This window comes from Caballeronia sp. GAWG1-5s-s, assembly GCF_023631445.1.
Lineage (GTDB): Bacteria > Pseudomonadota > Gammaproteobacteria > Burkholderiales > Burkholderiaceae > Caballeronia.
Genome location: NZ_JALQDC010000004.1, coordinates 278,170 through 294,705, shown reverse-complemented (window position 1 = coordinate 294,705; position 16,536 = coordinate 278,170). Strand labels below are relative to the sequence as shown.

At 65.5% G+C, this 16,536-nt stretch carries 13 protein-coding genes and 2 tRNA genes; 9 read left to right on the top strand and 6 right to left on the bottom strand.

Annotated features, from left to right (window positions below; genetic code table 11):
• Positions 1-36: 36 nt before the first annotated feature.
• The 4 genes from msrB (at position 37) to NCR34_RS07225 (ending at position 2,299) form a co-directional block, all read left to right on the top strand.
• Positions 37-459, top strand: coding sequence for a peptide-methionine (R)-S-oxide reductase MsrB (msrB, locus tag NCR34_RS07240; RefSeq protein WP_250472292.1), 423 nt, complete (start codon positions 37-39; stop codon positions 457-459).
• A 140-nt stretch (positions 460-599) separates the two neighbouring features.
• Entirely contained in the window at positions 600-1,136 is a 537-nt protein-coding gene (locus tag NCR34_RS07235; protein WP_175940289.1) for a septation protein A, read from the top strand.
• A gap of 17 nt (positions 1,137-1,153) precedes the next feature.
• On the top strand, positions 1,154-1,447 hold the full coding sequence (locus NCR34_RS07230) for a BolA family protein (protein WP_206468229.1): 294 nt from the start codon (positions 1,154-1,156) through the stop codon (positions 1,445-1,447).
• 69 nt (positions 1,448-1,516) lie between these two features.
• A complete protein-coding gene (locus tag NCR34_RS07225) occupies positions 1,517-2,299 on the top strand; it encodes a peptidylprolyl isomerase (protein WP_206468117.1) in 783 nt (260 codons plus the stop codon).
• Between the two features lie 136 nt (positions 2,300-2,435).
• On the opposite strand, the gene purL is transcribed toward NCR34_RS07225, so the two are convergent.
• Positions 2,436-6,473: a phosphoribosylformylglycinamidine synthase gene (purL, locus tag NCR34_RS07220; protein ID WP_250499466.1), complete on the bottom strand. Its 4,038-nt coding sequence runs from the start codon at positions 6,471-6,473 to the stop codon at positions 2,436-2,438.
• A gap of 412 nt (positions 6,474-6,885) precedes the next feature.
• On the opposite strand from purL, the gene NCR34_RS07215 reads away from it, so the two are divergent.
• The 3 genes from NCR34_RS07215 (at position 6,886) to pgi (ending at position 11,662) form a co-directional block, all read left to right on the top strand.
• Positions 6,886-8,178, top strand: coding sequence for an FAD-dependent oxidoreductase (locus tag NCR34_RS07215; RefSeq protein WP_250499465.1), 1,293 nt, complete (start codon positions 6,886-6,888; stop codon positions 8,176-8,178).
• 111 nt (positions 8,179-8,289) lie between these two features.
• Complete coding sequence (locus tag NCR34_RS07210) at positions 8,290-9,843, top strand: NAD(P)H-hydrate dehydratase (RefSeq protein WP_250499464.1); 1,554 nt, start codon at positions 8,290-8,292, stop codon at positions 9,841-9,843.
• A 196-nt stretch (positions 9,844-10,039) separates the two neighbouring features.
• Entirely contained in the window at positions 10,040-11,662 is a 1,623-nt protein-coding gene (gene pgi, locus NCR34_RS07205) for a glucose-6-phosphate isomerase (protein ID WP_248322204.1), read from the top strand.
• 73 nt (positions 11,663-11,735) lie between these two features.
• Here pgi and NCR34_RS07200 read toward each other — a convergent pair whose 3' ends face one another.
• Positions 11,736-12,437 carry an ABC transporter ATP-binding protein gene (locus NCR34_RS07200; protein ID WP_250499463.1) on the bottom strand — a complete coding sequence of 234 codons (702 nt, stop codon included), beginning with the start codon at positions 12,435-12,437 and terminating at the stop codon, positions 11,736-11,738.
• On the opposite strand from NCR34_RS07200, the gene NCR34_RS07195 reads away from it, so the two are divergent.
• Entirely contained in the window at positions 12,436-13,113 is a 678-nt protein-coding gene (locus NCR34_RS07195; RefSeq protein WP_502800057.1) for an arylesterase, read from the top strand. The genes NCR34_RS07200 and NCR34_RS07195 overlap by 2 nt on opposite strands.
• Positions 13,114-13,231: 118 nt before the next feature.
• Complete coding sequence (locus tag NCR34_RS07190; protein WP_175940281.1) at positions 13,232-13,573, top strand: hypothetical protein; 342 nt, start codon at positions 13,232-13,234, stop codon at positions 13,571-13,573.
• A gap of 122 nt (positions 13,574-13,695) precedes the next feature.
• On the opposite strand, the gene NCR34_RS07185 is transcribed toward NCR34_RS07190, so the two are convergent.
• From NCR34_RS07185 to NCR34_RS07170, 4 genes are all read right to left on the bottom strand, one after another.
• On the bottom strand, positions 13,696-15,621 hold the full coding sequence (locus tag NCR34_RS07185; protein ID WP_250499519.1) for a SurA N-terminal domain-containing protein: 1,926 nt from the start codon (positions 15,619-15,621) through the stop codon (positions 13,696-13,698).
• Positions 15,622-15,864: 243 nt separating this feature from the next.
• Positions 15,865-15,941, bottom strand: a tRNA-Asp gene (locus NCR34_RS07180).
• Positions 15,942-15,983: 42 nt separating this feature from the next.
• Positions 15,984-16,059 (bottom strand) — tRNA-Val (locus NCR34_RS07175).
• 59 nt (positions 16,060-16,118) lie between these two features.
• A complete protein-coding gene (locus tag NCR34_RS07170) occupies positions 16,119-16,391 on the bottom strand; it encodes an HU family DNA-binding protein (RefSeq protein ID WP_175940280.1) in 273 nt (90 codons plus the stop codon).
• Positions 16,392-16,536 lie beyond the last annotated feature (145 nt).

Below are 16,536 nucleotides of genomic sequence, written 5' to 3'. Positions count from 1 at the left end.
CCCAACTACACAGCCCAGAGCAACGAAAGGAAGACCATGAACCGAGACGACACCCCCGGCGCTACCGAGCATCCGCTACAAAAGGACGACGCGGTCTATCGCCGCGAACTCAACGACATGCAATATCAGGTCACGCGCCACGCGGCGACCGAACGGCCGTTCACCGGCGAGTACTGGGATCACTTCGAGCGCGGCGTGTATGACTGCGTGTGTTGCGGCACGCCGCTCTTCGAATCCGACACCAAGTTCGACGCCGGCTGCGGCTGGCCGAGCTACTTCAAGCCGATCAACGGCGAAGTGATCCAGGAAAAGACCGACCGCTCGCACGGCATGCTGCGCATCGAAGTGCAGTGCAAGAACTGCGGCGCGCATCTCGGCCATGTGTTCGAGGACGGCCCCGCGCCCACTGGCCTGCGGTATTGCATCAATTCGGCTGCGCTACAATTCGAACCCAAGTAACCGGGTTCAGCCTTGAACGGACACGGGCTGGCACGCTCGCTCGTGGCCGACGCCCGACCCGCGCCCGCTCTCCCGAGCGGGCGTTCGTTTAGCGTCATCGCGCCCCGCATCGCACCATTCGCCTCATCTCCGAAACGCCAATGAAATTCCTGTTCGATCTGTTTCCGATCATCCTCTTTTTCGTCGCTTTCAAGATATGGGGCATCTATACGGCGACGGCCGTGGCGATCGCGGCGACGCTCGTGCAGATCGCGTGGGTCGCGTTCCGGCACCGCAAGGTCGATCCGATGTTGTGGGTGAGCCTCGGCGTCGTCGTCGTGTTCGGCGGCGCGACGCTCGTGCTGCATAACGACACGTTCATCAAGTGGAAGCCCACTGCCCTTTACTGGCTGTTCGCGTTCGCGCTGATCGTCGCGCAAGTCGGCTTCAGGAAGAACCTGATCGAAGCGATGATGGGCAAGCAGATCGTGCTGCCGCATCGCGTATGGGGACAGTTGAACATCGCGTGGGCGGTGTTTTTCGCGCTGCTCGGCATCGTGAATCTCTTCGTCGCCTATCACTTCACCACCGACCAGTGGGTCAACTTCAAGCTCTTCGGCGCGACCGGCTGCCTCGTGCTGTTCATCGTCGCGCAGAGTTTCTGGCTTGCGAAGTACATGAAGGAGGACAACCAGTGACCGCTCCGTTCGATTTCATGGCCGCCAGCGCGCAGGACAAGATCGCGCATCTCGAAGCGCGCCTGAACGCCGCGCTCGATCCGCAGTCCGTCCATATCGAGGACGACAGCGCCGCGCACGCGGGCCACGCCGGCGCGGCGTCGGGCAGTCACTACACGGTGACCATTGTCGCGGAACGCTTTGCCGGCAAGGCGCGCGTGGCGCGGCATCGGCTGGTGTATGATGCGCTGGCCGAAGAAATGCGGCGCGGCGTGCACGCGCTCGCCATCCGGGCTTATACGCCGCAAGAGTTCGCAGAACAATTCGAATAAATCGCGGTCCGGCCCGATCTCGCTAAACCCGCCTTTGAAGGCGTCTGTTTGTTCAGTTAGGAACCTCCGATGACTTTGAAAAAAACCCGTGTCTGGGTGTTGCTGGCTGCGTTCGCGGCGGCTCCCGCGTTTGCGCAGAACATCGCCGTCGTGAACGGCACGCCGATTCCCACGGCGCGCGCCGATGCGCTCGTGAAGCAACTCGTCCAGCAGGGTCAGCAGGATTCGCCGCAACTGCAACAGGCCGTGCGCGAAGAACTGATCAACCGTGAAATCCTGATGCAGGAAGCCGCCCGCGAAGGCGTGGCCAACCGCCCGGACGTGAAGGCGCAACTGGCCGTCGCGCAGCAGACCGTCGTGCTGCGCGCGATGATCGAAGATTACCTCGCGAAGAACAAGCCGACCGACGCCGAGATCAAGGCGCGTTACGACCAGCTCGTGAAGCAGCAAGGCGGCGGCAAGGAACTGCATCTGCATCACATCCTCGTCGAGAACGAAGCGCAGGCCAAAGACCTGATCGCGAAAATCAAGGGCGGCGCGAGCTTCGAAGATCTCGCAAAGCAGTATTCGAAGGATCCGGGATCGGGCAAGAACGGCGGTGATCTCGACTGGTCGTCGCCGTCGGCCTACGTGCCGGAATTCGGCGCAGCGGCCGAAAAGCTGAAGAAGGGCGAAGTCACGGCCGCGCCGGTCAAGACGCAGTTCGGCTGGCACATCATCCGCCTCGACGACAGCCGCGAAATCGCGCCGCCGCCGTTCGATCAGGTCAAGGCGCAGATCGCGCAGCAGATGCAGCAGGAAAAGCTGCAGGCGTTCGAAGAGGATCTGCGCAAGAAGGCGGTCATCAAGTAATTGCCCTTCTCACGCGAATCCGCGCATTCGACGACAAAGCCGCCCTCGGGCGGCTTTGTCGTTTTTGGAACCGCGCAGTCCAGAAAAACGCCCCGGCAGCCGAGGCTCCGGGGCGTTGTTCTGCGCTTACGCGCGATCAGCCGAGGAAGCGTCGCGCATTCTGGAACGCGCGCAGCCACGGGCTCGCGTCGGTGGTCCAGTCGGCGGGCGTCCAGCTCATCTGCACATTGCGATGCACGCGCTCCATGTGCGGCATCAGCACCGTGAAGCGGCCGTCGGGCGTCGTGACCGACGTGATGCCCTGCGGCGACCCGTTCGGGTTGAACGGATACTGCTCCGTCGCGTTGCCGCGATGATCGACGTAACGCATCGCGACGAGCGCGCTCGCGGCATCGCCCTGTTGCGAGAAGTCCGCGAAGCCTTCGCCGTGCGCGACCGCCACCGGAATGCGCGAGCCTTCCATGCCGGCGAAGAAAATCGACGGCGAGCTCTGCACCTCCACCAGCGAGAAGCGCGCCTCGAACTGCTCCGACTTGTTGCGCGTGAACTTCGGCCAGCTTTCCGCGCCCGGGATGATCGACGCGAGGCTCGACATCATCTGGCAGCCATTGCAGATGCCGAGCGCGAACGTGTCCTGACGCGCGAAGAACGCCGCGAACATGTCCGCGAGGCGCGGATTGAAGCGGATGGTCTTCGCCCAGCCCTCGCCCGCGCCGAGCACGTCGCCATACGAGAAGCCGCCGCACGCCACCGCGCCCGCGAAATCGGCGAGCGTCGCGCGGCCTTCGAGCAGATCGCTCATGTGGACGTCGTGCGCGTCGAAGCCGGCGCGGTCGAACGCGTAAGCCGTCTCCAGATGCGAGTTCACGCCCTGCTCGCGCAGAATCGCCACGCGCGGGCGCTTGTTCGTCGCGATGAACGGCGCAGCCACGTCTTCGGCCGGATCGAACGTGAGCACCGGCGAGAGGCCGGGATCGGTCGCGTCGAGCAGCGCGTCGTATTCGGCGTCCGCGCAGGCCGGGTTGTCACGCAGACGCGCGATGCGCCAGCTCACCTCGCTCCATGCGCGATGAAGTTCGACGCGCGGCGCATCGAAGATCTTCTTCGCGTCGCGATAAATCTCGACGGCATCGCGCTCGTTCGGCTTGCCGATCACGTGCGAGCACGCCGACAAGCCGTGTTCGCGCAGCGCGGCGAGCACCGCGTCGCGGTCGGCTGCGCGCACCTGCACGACCGCGCCCAGTTCCTCGGCGAAGAGCGCGCGAACGGTGCGGTCGTCGCGGCGGCCGCTTGTCTGCTTCGCCCAGTCTTTGGCGTCGCCGTAATCGGATTCGTGCCCGGCGTCGAGCGTCAGCATGTCCACGTTCAGCGACACGCCCACGTGCCCGGCGAACGCCATCTCGCAGACCGTCGCCCACAGACCGCCGTCCGAGCGGTCGTGGTACGCGAGCAGCTTGCCGTCGGCATTGAGCGACTGAATGGCGGCGAAGAAGCGCTTCAGGTCTTCGGCGTCGTCCACGTCGGGCACGGCTTCGCCGACCTGCTGCGTGACTTGCGCGAGAATGCTGCCGCCGAGGCGATTGCGCCCGCGCCCGAGATCGATCGCGATGAGCACCGTGTTCGTATCGGCGACGAGCTGCGGCGTCAGATGCCGGCGCACGTCTTCGACCGGCGCGAACGCCGAGATGATGAGCGACACCGGCGACACCACTTCCTTCTGAGCGCCGCGCGCGTCCTGCCATTTGGTGCGCATCGACAGCGAATCCTTGCCGACCGGAATGCTAATGCCGAGCGCCGGACACAGTTCCATGCCAATCGCCTTCACCGTCGCATAGAGCGCGGCGTCTTCGCCCGGGCTGCCGCACGCGGCCATCCAGTTGGCGGAGAGCTTCAGCTTGTTCAGCGATTCGATCGGCGCGGACGCGATGTTGGTCACCGCTTCGCCGACGGCCATGCGGCCGGAAGCTGGCGCGTCGATCACGGCGAGCGGCGTGCGCTCGGCCATGGTCATCGCTTCGCCGCGAAAGCCCGCGTAGTCCATCGTCGTGATCGCGCAGTCGGCGACGGGCACCTGCCACGGACCCACGAACTGGTCGCGCGCGGTCGTGCCGCCCACCGAGCGGTCGCCGATGGTGATGAGAAACGACTTGCTCGCCACCGTCGGATGCTTCAGCACGTCGAGCGCGACTTCCGACAGCGCGAGCCCGGTCACGTCGACGGGCTCGAACTTCGCCTGTTCGCGCTTCACGTCGCGATGCATCTTCGGCGGCTTGCCGAGCAGCACGTCCATCGGCATGTCGACGGGCTGCTGGCCTTCGTTCTCATCGTCGATCAGCTTCAGTTGACGCTCTTCCGTCGCCACGCCGACGACCGCGACCGGGCAACGCTCGCGTGCGCAGATGGCTTCGAACGCGGGCAGATCGGCGGGCGCAATGGCCAGCACGTAACGCTCTTGCGCCTCGTTCGACCAGATTTCGCGCGGCGACAGGCCGCTTTCTTCGAGTTGCACCTTGCGCAGTTCGAAGCGCGCGCCCTTGCCCGCGCCGTCGACGAGTTCGGGGAACGCATTCGAGATGCCGCCTGCGCCGACGTCGTGAATCGACAGAATCGGGTTGCGCTCGCCCAACTGCCAGCATGCGTTGATGACTTCCTGCGCGCGGCGCTGGATCTCAGGATTGCCGCGCTGCACGGAATCGAAGTCGAGCTCGGCGGTGTTCGCGCCCGTGGCCATCGACGAAGCCGCGCCGCCGCCCATGCCGATTCGCATGCCCGGCCCGCCAATCTGGATCAAGAGCGTGCCGGCCGGCAAGTCGTGCTTGTGCGTGTGCTGGTCCGAGATATTGCCGATGCCGCCCGCGATCATGATCGGCTTGTGATAGCCGCGCACGCGGCCGCCGACGTTCTGCTCGTAGGCGCGGAAGTAGCCGCCGAGATTCGGCCGGCCAAACTCGTTGTTGAAGGCGGCCGCGCCGATCGGGCCGTCGATCATGATCTGCAACGGCGATGCGATGCGGTTCGGACGGCCATACGGCTCGTGCGCGTCGGCGGGATTGCGCGCGGACGGCGGCGTGGCGCTGTCGCGGGCGTTTTCCCACTTCTGACGCGCGTCGGGCAGATCCAGATTCGACACGGTGAAGCCCGCTAGGCCTGCTTTCGGACGCGCGCCGCGGCCGGTCGCGCCCTCGTCACGGATTTCGCCGCCCGAGCCCGTCGCCGCGCCCGCGAACGGCGAGATGGCGGTCGGGTGATTGTGCGTCTCGACCTTCATCAGCGTGTGCGTGAGCTCGACGTGGCGCTCGTAATGCTCGCTCTCGCCGCGCGGGAACCAGCGTTCCGCCACGCCGCCCCGCATGATCGCCGAGTTGTCCGAATACGCGACGATCGTCCCTTCGTGATTCAGCTTCTCGGTATTGCGGATCATCTGGAAGAGCGACATGTCCTGCTTCTCGCCGTCGATGGTCCACTCGCCGTTGAAAATCTTGTGGCGGCAGTGCTCGCTGTTGGCCTGCGCGAACATCATCAGTTCGACATCGGTCGGATTGCGCCCGAGGCTTTGGAACGCGTTCACCAGATAGTCGATCTCGTCATCCGCCAGCGCGAGGCCCAGTTCGACGTTCGCCGCTTCCAGCGCGGAGCGCCCCGTGCCGATGATATCGACGGTCTGCAGCGGCTTTGCGGGCAGTTCATCGAAGAGATGCAGCGCCTGATCGCGCGATGCCGCGACGCTTTCCGTCATGCGATCGTGCAGCGCGGCCGCGACCTGCGCGCGCGCCTCGTCCGACAGCGCCTTCTTGCCGCCGAGCAGCCCGCTTTTCATGACGACCGAATACTCGACGCCGCGCTCGATGCGCCGCACCTGCGTCAGACCGCAGTGATGCGCGATGTCGGTCGCCTTGCTCGCCCACGGCGACACGGTGCCGAAGCGCGGCACGACGAGAAACGTTTCGACATGGCCGCGCTCTTTCTGGTCCGCGAACGGCGTGCCGTAGTGCATCAGCGCGTGGATGCGGTTCGTGTCCTCGTCGCTGAGCGGCTCGGACGCGTTGACGAAATGCAGGAATTGTCCGCGCACGCCGACGATGTTGGCGTCGATGCGGGCGAGCGTTTCGAGAAGACGAGTCTGACGGAAATCGGAGAGGGCCGAAGCGCCGGGGAAACACGAGAAGTGGGCCATTGTGACGGTGCGTCGATGACGTCTGTGAGCCGCTCGATGGCACTCGGCGCGCCGAGTGCGGGAAAGCGGCGTGAGGCGGAGTGAAGACCGCGATTATAACCCGGATGCGTCTCGAAATCGGCTGCGCCCGGCCGGGCGGTGCTGTCGTGGTGGCGCCCGGCGGAACGCCGGCATTGCTTGCTTATCCTGAAATTTCGCGGCTCGGTCGCACGCCTGGATGACACGCTTTTTGACACATGAGCGGTTCCGGAATGGCCGTCCCTGGACGGCGCATTTGGCGCTATCATGGCGCGCTTTCTTCGGGCGCGGCATGCCGCCGCGCCTGCCGTCTTACCGTCAGGACACGCGGCTCGCCGGGCGCTCGATGCGCCGCGCCGCGCGTGCGTTCTCCCGCCCTCGGGCACAAAAAGTCATGGATGTCATCGTCATCGGCGGAGGAATCGCCGGCATCGCCACCGCTTATCAGTTGCACGCGGCCGGGCATCGCGTCTGTGTGATCGAGCGCCACGCGACTGTCGCGCAAGGCGCGACGTACGGCCAGGGCGGCGCGCTTCTGCCCTCGCCGCTCGACGTCTGGTTCGGGCCGACATTCATGGCGTCGAGCCGCGCGAAGCAAAGCGGCATGATCGTGAAAACCGGCTTCGACGGCGCCGCGCGCGATTTTCTCAAGCGACTCGGCGAGCTGCGCGATCCGCAGGCGTTCGCGGCGCAGTACGCGCGCTTGCAGCCGCTCGTCGAATTGTCGCGGCGCGCGCTTGCCGAGATCGAAACGCGCTTCGAACTCGACTACGAGCAGCGCGTCGGCATGCTGCACGTTTTCCGGCACGCCCGCGAACTCGACGACGCGCAGCCGGCCATCGAGCTTCTGAAGAGCTTCGGCGTGCCTCACCGGCCGCTTGCGCCGGACGAATGCGTGCGGGCGGAGCCATCCGTGCCGGACGATCCCGCGTTCGCAGGCGGCGTTCTGCTCCCCGAAGAACGCACCGCCAACTGCCCGCTTTTCACGAAGCAACTGAAGCAATTGCTGGAAGAAGCCGGCGTCGAGTTCCGCATGAATTGCGAAGTGGCGTCGCTGCGGCTCGAAGCCCGCCGCGCCGCGGTCGAACTTGCCCGCTCGAAGGACGACAAGAAGCGCCACGCCGACGCCGAGGTGATATCCGCCGATGCGGTCGTCGTCGCGGCGGGCGCGGATACGCCCGCGCTCGTCGGCGGCTTTCGCTCCACGCCTTCGCTGTATCCGCTGCGCGTGCATACGCTGACCGCGCCCGTCGCCTACGAGGAACGCGCGCCGCATATCACGGTGGTCGATTCGGTGAAGCGCATCACGATGTCGCGGGTGCATCAGCGGCTGCGTGTCGGCGGCGCGGGCGTTTTCCAGAGTTTCGCGAAGGCCGACAAACCCGCGCGCGCCGGGCTCGCGCGCCGCGCCTTCGACGTGCTCGGCCAAGGCACGCACGACTGGATTCCGGGTGCCGCGCGCGTATCGGCTGCGCGTTCGTGGGACGGCTTGCGGCTGCTTTCGGCGGACGGGTTGCCGGTCGTCGGCGCGACGCGGCATCCACGTCTTTTCGTCAACGCGGCGCACGGTCCGGCGGGCTGGGGCCTCGGGTGCGGGTCTGCTAAAGTGGTCGCGGATCTCGTCTCCGGTGTCGCGCCCGATCTTCCCGCCGAGACGCTCGCGGCCATCGGCGTCGAACGTTTTTGACACGCTTCTGACGCGCTTCGAGGCGCAAGTCGCCCGCCCGGCGCGGCGTGGCATGAAGGGTGCGAGCCGGGACGCTTTCGCCTTCTTTGCCGACCCTTCGTTCGCGCCATCATGACCGCATCCGCTTCCTACTTTACGCCCGACGACGACGCGCTCCCGCTCTTCACGCTCGCGGAGCTGCGCAGTCTCGAAGCGCGAGCCGCCGCCGCGCTGCCGCCACACACGCTGATGGCCCGCGCGGGCGCGGCCGCCGCGCAGTATCTGCTCGATGCCCTCTCCCGCGATCCGGACGCCCGCGCGTTGCCCGTGTGGATCGCGGCCGGCCCCGGCAACAACGGCGGCGATGCGCTCGTGGTCGCGGAGCATCTGCACCGCGCGGGCGTGGCCGTCGAGGTTTGCATGCCGATAGCCGTCAAGCCCGACGACGCCCGCTGGGCGCTCGATGCCGCGCAGGCGGCCGGCGTGCCGATCAAGAGCGACCCGCCCGCCTCCTTCGACGGTTTCGGCTGGCTCGTCGACGGCATGTTCGGCATCGGACTCACGCGCCCGCTCGATGGCGTCTTCGCGACGCTGGCCGCGCGCATGTCGCGTCGCGCGCAGCAATCCGGCCGCGTGCTCGCGCTCGATGTGCCGAGCGGCCTCGACAGCGATACCGGCGCGCCCGTCGGCGGCGGCGAGGCGCTGCGCGCGAACACGACGATCACCTTCATCGGCGCGAAGCCGGGCCTCATCACCGCGCTCGGCCGCGATCTATGCGGCACGCTGCACGTCGCGACGCTGGACGTGGAGCCGCCCGCCGCGCCCGCGATCATGCTCAACGCGACAGCGCTTTTCCGGGCGAGCCTGCCGCCGCGCGACTTCGCGACCAACAAGGGCACGTTCGGCACGCTGGCCGTCGTGGGCGGCGACACGGGCATGTGCGGCGCGCCGATCCTCGCGGCGCGCATGGCGCTCTACGCGGGCGCGGGTAAGGTCCACGTCGCGTTTCTGGGCGAAGGCGGCCCGCCCTACGACCCGCCGCATCCCGAGCTGATGTTGCATCACGTCGACGGCTTCGCGCTCGACAAGACGGATGCGCTGTCCATCGGCTGCGGCATGGGGAAAACGGATCGCGCGAAGCGCGTGCTCGCCGATGTGCTCAAGCTCGACATGCCCAAGCTCCTCGATGCCGACGCGCTCAATCTCGTCGCGACGGACGACGCGCTCGCGGGCGAAGTCGCGGCGCGCGGCCGCACGGGCGATCCGTGCGTGCTGACGCCGCATCCGCTGGAGGCCGCGCGGCTTCTGCAATCCGACGCGAAAGCCGTGCAGGCGGATCGCATTGCCGCAGCGCGCCAGCTTAGCGCGCGCTACGCGGCTGTCGTCGTGCTGAAAGGATCGGGCACGGTGATCGCGTCGCCGGATGGCCGCGTCGCGGTGAATCCGACCGGCAACGCGGGACTCGCCACAGGCGGCACCGGCGACGTGCTCGGCGGATTGATCGGCGCATTGCTCGCGCAAAAGCTGCCGCAGTACGAAGCGGCGCTCGCGGGCGTCTATCTGCACGGACTGGCCGCGCAGTCGCTGACCGGTCGCGGCATCGGACCGGCCGGGCTCACGGCGGGCGAACTCGCGCCCGAGGTGCGCGGTCTCATCAACCGCCTGTTCTATCCGCCGAACGGCTAACGCGGCGGCGCGTGTGACGGCTTGCAAGCATCCATTCACGCATCGTCGCTATACTCCCTTTGATTCGTTGCTTCGATTCGGGCATCCGCGGCGGCACGCACCGCGTTCACGAACCTTCGATGGTCGCAGTACGCAGCCTCGGCAAACCGCATCCGCACGGACGTTTCCCACTGTCACTCTGGACTATCAGACCGCTATGACGCTCAAATCGCACCCTGCCTGGTCGGCGCTCCAATCGCACTACGATGCCATCTCCGGCGAGCGCCTGCGCGACTGGTTCGCGCCGCAAAACGACACGGCGCCGACGCGCGCCGAGCGCCTGACGTTCGAAGGCGGCGGCCTCACGATCGACTTCTCGAAGAACCGCATCACCGACGCCACGCTCGAACTGCTCGTCCAGCTCGCCGAAGAAGCCGGCGTCACGAAGCGCCGCGACGCGATGTTCGCCGGCGAAACCGTGAACGTCACCGAAGGCCGCGCCGCGCTGCACACGGCGCTGCGCGCGCAGTCGCCCGATGCGCCCTTCCACGAACAGGTGCAGAAAGAAAAGGCGAAGATGGCCGCGTTCGCCGACAAGGTCCGCGACGGTTCGTGGACCGGCTATACCGGCAAGCGCATTCGCCATGTGGTGAACATCGGCATCGGCGGCTCGGATCTCGGGCCGAAGATGGTCGTGCACGCGCTGCATCATCTCGCGTCGAAGGAACTGGATACGCACTTCGTCTCCAACGTCGACGGCGCCGATCTCTATAGCGTGCTGCAACAGATCGACGCGGAAGAGACGCTCGCCATCGTCGTCTCGAAGACCTTCACCACGCTCGAAACCATGACCAACGCGCACTCCATGCGCGACTGGTTCCTGAAACAGGGCTGCCCGGAAGACCAGTTGTCGAAGCACTTCGTCGGCGTGTCGGCGAATACGGCCGAGGTCGTGAAGTTCGGCATCGCGAAGGAAAACGTCTTCGAGATGTGGGACTGGGTCGGCGGGCGCTATTCGCTGTGGTCGGCTGTCGGACTGTCGATCATGCTGTCGGTCGGGCCGCAGAACTTCGAGGCGCTGCTGCAAGGCGCCGACGCGATGGATCAGCACTTCCGCACCGCGCCGCTCGCGCAGAATCTGCCGGTGCTGATGGGCATGATCGGCATCTGGTATCGCAACTTCTTCGGCTCGCAAAGCGATCTCGTCGCGCCGTATTCACAGGCGCTGCACTATCTGCCGTCGTATCTTCAGCAACTGGAGATGGAGAGCAACGGCAAGTCCGCGACGCTCGACGGCGGCATGGTCGACTACCCGACCGCCGCGGTGATCTGGGGCGAGCCCGGCACGAACGGCCAGCACGCGTTCTTCCAGATGCTGCATCAAGGGCCGACCATCATTCCGATCGACTTCATCGCGCTGCTGACGCCGGAACATCCGCTCGTTGATCATCACGCGAAGCTGCTCGCGAACTGCTTCGCGCAGAGCGAGGCGCTGATGCTCGGCCGCACGCTCGAAGAAGCGAAGAAGGTGGCGGGTCCGGGCAAGGAAGAACTCGCGACGCACCTGAGCTTCCCCGGCAACCGGCCGACGACGACCATCCTGCTCGACGCGCTCACGCCGCAGTCGCTCGGCGCGCTGATCGCGCTTTACGAGCACAAGGTGCTGGTGCAGGGAACGGTGTGGGACATCAATTCGTTCGACCAGTGGGGCGTCGAACTGGGCAAGATTCTCGGCAAGGTGGTCGAGGCGGATATCACGGCAGCGAGCGTGGACCCGGCCAAGCACGATTCGTCGACGTCCGCGTTGATCGAGCGCGCGCGCAAGGCGCTCAAGCGCTGAAGCGCTGACCCGTCACGACGCTTTGCCGTTCTTCACGACGCCCGCATCGTCGCCGATGCGGGCGTTTTCGTGTCTAGACGGCGAGACCGTTGACGAGCCGCCCCGCTTCGATCGTCACGGTCGCGTCGCAGCGTTGCGCGAGTTCGGTGTCGTGCGTGACGAGCACGAGCGTCGCGCCGTTGCGCGCATTCATCTCGAACATCAGGTCGATGATCGCGTAGCCGGTCGCGGCATCGAGACTGCCGGTGGGTTCATCGGCGAAAAGAATGGCGGGATGCGTGACGAAGGCGCGCGCGAGCGCAACCCGCTGTTGTTCGCCGCCCGAAAGCAGCTTCGGGTAATGCCCGGTCCGTTGCGAGAGCCCGACCTGATCGAGCAGCGAGCGCGCGCGCTGCGCGATCTGGTCATGCGGCATCTCGGCGCGCAGTTCGAGCGGCAGCATCACGTTCTCCAGCGCCGTCAGATGCGGCATCAACTGGAACGACTGGAACACGAAACCGACCGCGCCGCTTCTGAGCGCGGCGCGCTCGTCTTCGTTCAGTGCCGACAGCTCCTTGCCGAGCAGGCGAACCGAGCCGTCGCTCGCGCTGTCCAATCCCGCGAGCAAGCCGAGCAACGTCGACTTGCCTGATCCCGATGCGCCGACGATCGCCACGCTGCTACCCTTCGCGATGGACAAGTCGATGTTGTCCAGAATCGTCAGCTCGCCCGTGGCGTCCTTCACCCGTTTGCTCAATCCCCGAACTTCGATGACCGGCTCAGTATTGTTTTGCATGGACACCTTGAATAAGAACTGGAGCGCGCGCGGCTTCGTGAAGGCTGCGATCGCGAGCATGATGTTGTCGGCGGCCGCTTTCTCGCATGCTCAAGCTGCCGATGCGCAAATGAAGCCCGCCATCGTCGTGCTGGGCGACAGTCTTTCGGCGGAATATGGCCTGCCGCGCGATACCGGCTGGGTCGCGCTGCTGCGCGAGCGGCTGGCTAAAGAGCGTCTCGATTATAGCGTCGCCAATTCGAGCATCAGCGGCGACACCACGAGCGGCGGACGCGCCCGGCTCACTGCCGTGCTCGGGCGCATCAAGCCATCGGTCGTCATCGTCGAACTCGGCGCCAACGATGCGCTGCGCGGCGTGCCACTCGCGACCACGGAGGCGAACCTTCGCGGCATCGTCGACGCGTCGCAGGCGGCGCATGCGAAAGTGCTGCTTATCGGCATGTACGTGCCGCACAACTACGGCCCGGACTATTCGCAAAAGTTCCACGCGGTCTATGAGCGCATCGCGAAGGACAAGCATGTGGCGCTCGTGCCGTTCCTGCTCGCCGGCATCGAAGACAAGCCGTCGATGTTCCAGTCCGACCAGATTCATCCGACGGCTCAGGCGCAACCCTTGCTATTGAACAACGTCTGGCCGACGTTGAAACCCTTGCTGGGCGCAAGCGCTTCGCAATAGCGGAACGCAAGCGCCGTAGCGGCGGGAATAACGCGGAACGCGGCCAGGATTCAGTCATCAGACTCTCGCGTCACTCTTATAACCCGCTCGACATCGAGCGACTCTACAAGGAGGTCACGTGAAACATATCCCCTTGCTCGCATTGACCGTTGCGATCTCTGCCTGTGCCGCACAGCCGCCTGCCGGCGTGCAGCAAGTCGGCACGAGCCAGAAGGCGCCGAAGGTGGTCGCGCAATGCATCTCCCAGCAGTGGGCGACGAAGTCGCAGCAGCAGGTGATTTCGCAAGACACGCTCGCGAACGACCAGGCCGTCGACGTGTTCGTTCCGGGCCAGCAGCCGCCTAACGGCGCAGCGGCCGTGGTGCGTCCGTCGTGGTCCGGTTCGGGTACGTGGGTCGGCTTCCGCGCCTCGGGCGCAGCCGGCAGCGACGCGACCGGCGACATTCAAGGCTGCCTGTAAGTCCGCGTCCGCTCTGTGATGTGCCGAGACATCGCAGGCGGCTGATTCGCGGATGACGGCCAAGACAAAGCCCCCGCTCCTTTCGGACGCGGGGGCTTTTTCGTGAGCGACGCTTGAGATGCTTACTCGTTCGCGGACGGCGCCGGCGCCGCGCTGAGCTTGACCTTCGAGCGCGCCTTCAGCGAGTCGATATAGGCTTCCATTTCGGCCTGCCCGTACACTTGCGCGATCTGCTGCTGCGCGCCCGCGAGTCGGTCCGCTGCGACCGGAGCGGCCTTCTCGATCCCGTTCACGCGATAAATGGCGTAGCCGTCCGCGCCCAGATCGACGCCCACATACGCCGGCAGCTTCGATGCGTCTGCCTTGAAGATCGCGGCGAGCGCGGCAGGCGGCAAGCCTTGCGCGTCGTTGCGCGAGACCGTGACGGCCGACGTGAAGCCGTCCGCCGACTTCGACTTCTGCAATTCAGCCAGCTTCGCCTCGCCTTCCTTGTGCGCGAGCGCCGCAGCCTGTTCCGCGACGACCTTGGTGCGCACGGCATCCTTGACGGCGTCGAACGCCGGCACCGTCGGCGCCTTATAGTCGGTCACGCGAGCCGCGATGAGCGTGTTGTTGCCCACGTCGATCGCCTGCGTGTTGTAGTGCTGCTTCACCGAATCCGGCGCGAATACGGCCGCGAGGAACTTCGCGTTATTGAGCGGATTGTCCGGCGGCAACTGGGGATTCGGCTTCGGTCCGACCGTGGCGGTCTGGATCGTCAGCTTGTACTTGTCGGCGGCGGGCTGAAGCGACTTCTCTTTCTCGTAGACGAGGTCCGTGAAGCCCTGCGCACTGTCGGCGAAGCCCTTCGAGCCCTGCTGCGCGGCGTAGTCCTTCGCGACGGCGTCCTTCACTTCGTCGAACGGCTTCGTCACGGCGGGCTTTACGTCCGTCGCCTGAATAATGTGATAGCCGAAGTCCGATTCGACGATGTTGCTGACCTCGCCCTTCTTCAGGCTGAACGCAGCGTCGTCGAATGCCTTGCCGCCTGCGATCTGGCCGGGCGCGAAGTAACCGAGATCGCCGCCCTTTTTGGCCGAGCCCTGGTCATCCGAATTCTTCTTGGCGATATCCGCGAACTGGTCCGGATGCGCCTTCACTTGCGCGAGCAGCGCTTCGGCCTTCTGCTTCGCCTTGGCCTTGTCGGCGGCGCTGGCGTCCTTCGGCGCATTGATCAGAATGTGGCTCGCGCGCACTTCGCCCTGCGTGCGGTAACGCTGAATGTTGTCGTCGTAGAACTTCTTGAGGTCGGCGTCGCTCGGCTTCGATGCCGCCGCGAGCGTGGCCGGTGACAGCACGAGATACTGGATCGTCGCGGTCTCGGGCGTCGCGAATGCGTTGCGATGCGCGTCGTAGTAAGCGTGCAGTTGCGCGTCGGTCGGCTGGGCCTTCGCGGTATAGTCCGCGCTGCGCAGCGACAGGCCCTGCACCGATCGGCGCTGCTCGGCCAGTTCCGTCAGGTTCTGCGCGAGCGACTTCGACGTGAACGCGCTCTGCTGAATGCTCGACGGAATCTGGTCGTTCGCAATCGTGTAGCGCATGCGTTCGTCGTATTGCGCGGGCGTCATGCCCTGCATCGCGAGAAGCTGCTTGTAGCGGTCGAGGTCGATGGTGCCGTCCGGCTTGCGCAGCGACGCAATGCCCGGATCGGACAGCAGCGCGCGGCGCACGGCGTCGTCCGAAGCCGTGAGATGCAGGCGCTGCGTTTCGTCGGCCATGACGCGTTGCTGCACGAGGCTGTTCACCATCGCGCTGCGCGTCTCGGGCGAATCGAACATTTTGGGATCGAACTGCGCGCCGAGCATGGCGCGGGCGCGGTCGACCTGCTGCCGGAAGGCGCTTTCATATTCGGCGCGCGTGATCTTGTGACCGTTCACGCTGGCGACGTAGGCGCTTTCGTCGAAGAAGTTGCTGAAGCCCTGAATCCCGACGATACCCAGTCCGGGCACGATGATGAGAATCAGCAGGGCCATCATCAGGCGCTGGTGGTTGCGGAAGAAGTCGAGCATGCGTTGCGCTGCGAGGTTAGACAAAACGCTCGATATTACAACAGCGGGAGGCGAAAAGGCGAAAGCCGGCGGCGTTTTGCGCTTTTTGATGCTGCGATCTTTCCTGCGCTCGACGCGCGATGTCTCATCCTCGCTCGAATCGTTGCGCGAACTGCAACTCCAGAATCCTTAGGACACTTAACCAAAGGTGTCGAAAATAAAAATCCCGCAAGCCGTGAAGCTTGCGGGATTTCCAGTCGTTCTTGGCGGAGCGGACGGGACTCGAACCCGCGACCCCCGGCGTGACAGGCCGGTATTCTAACCGACTGAACTACCGCTCCTGGGTGCTGCTACTGCATCGATGTACTGCGTGCCGCTGGAAGTGGTGGGTGCTGAGAGGCTCGAACTCCCGACCTACGCCTTGTAAGGGCGCCGCTCTACCAACTGAGCTAAGCACCCGGATTTCTGTTCGCCTGGAACAGAAGAACCGGTGAATTGCACCGTTCCCAGCGAGTCAGCTAGTTTAGCGCATCCTTCAGGGCTTTACCAGCGCGGAACTTGGGAATTTTTGCCGCTTCGATGGTGATCGCCGCGCCGGTGCGCGGATCGCGGCCAGTGCGGGCGACGCGCTCGCCTACCGCGAAGGTGCCGAAGCCGACGAGCGTCACTGAGTCGCCCTTCTCCAGCGTCGCGCGCACGCCGTCGATGACCGCTTCGAGCGCTCGCCCGGCCGTTGCCTTCGATATATCGGCTTGCTGCGCGATATGGTCGATCAGTTCCGTCTTGTTCATTGTTTCCCCAAATCTGTAATGGCACGTTGTAATCGATTTTTCGGCCCGCCGTCGTGAGCGGACCGCATCGCGCCTGAGCCGATGCGCGGCCATTAGACGCAGCCGAAACTGTCGTGTCAACGAGGGTTGCGCCCGATTGGAACGC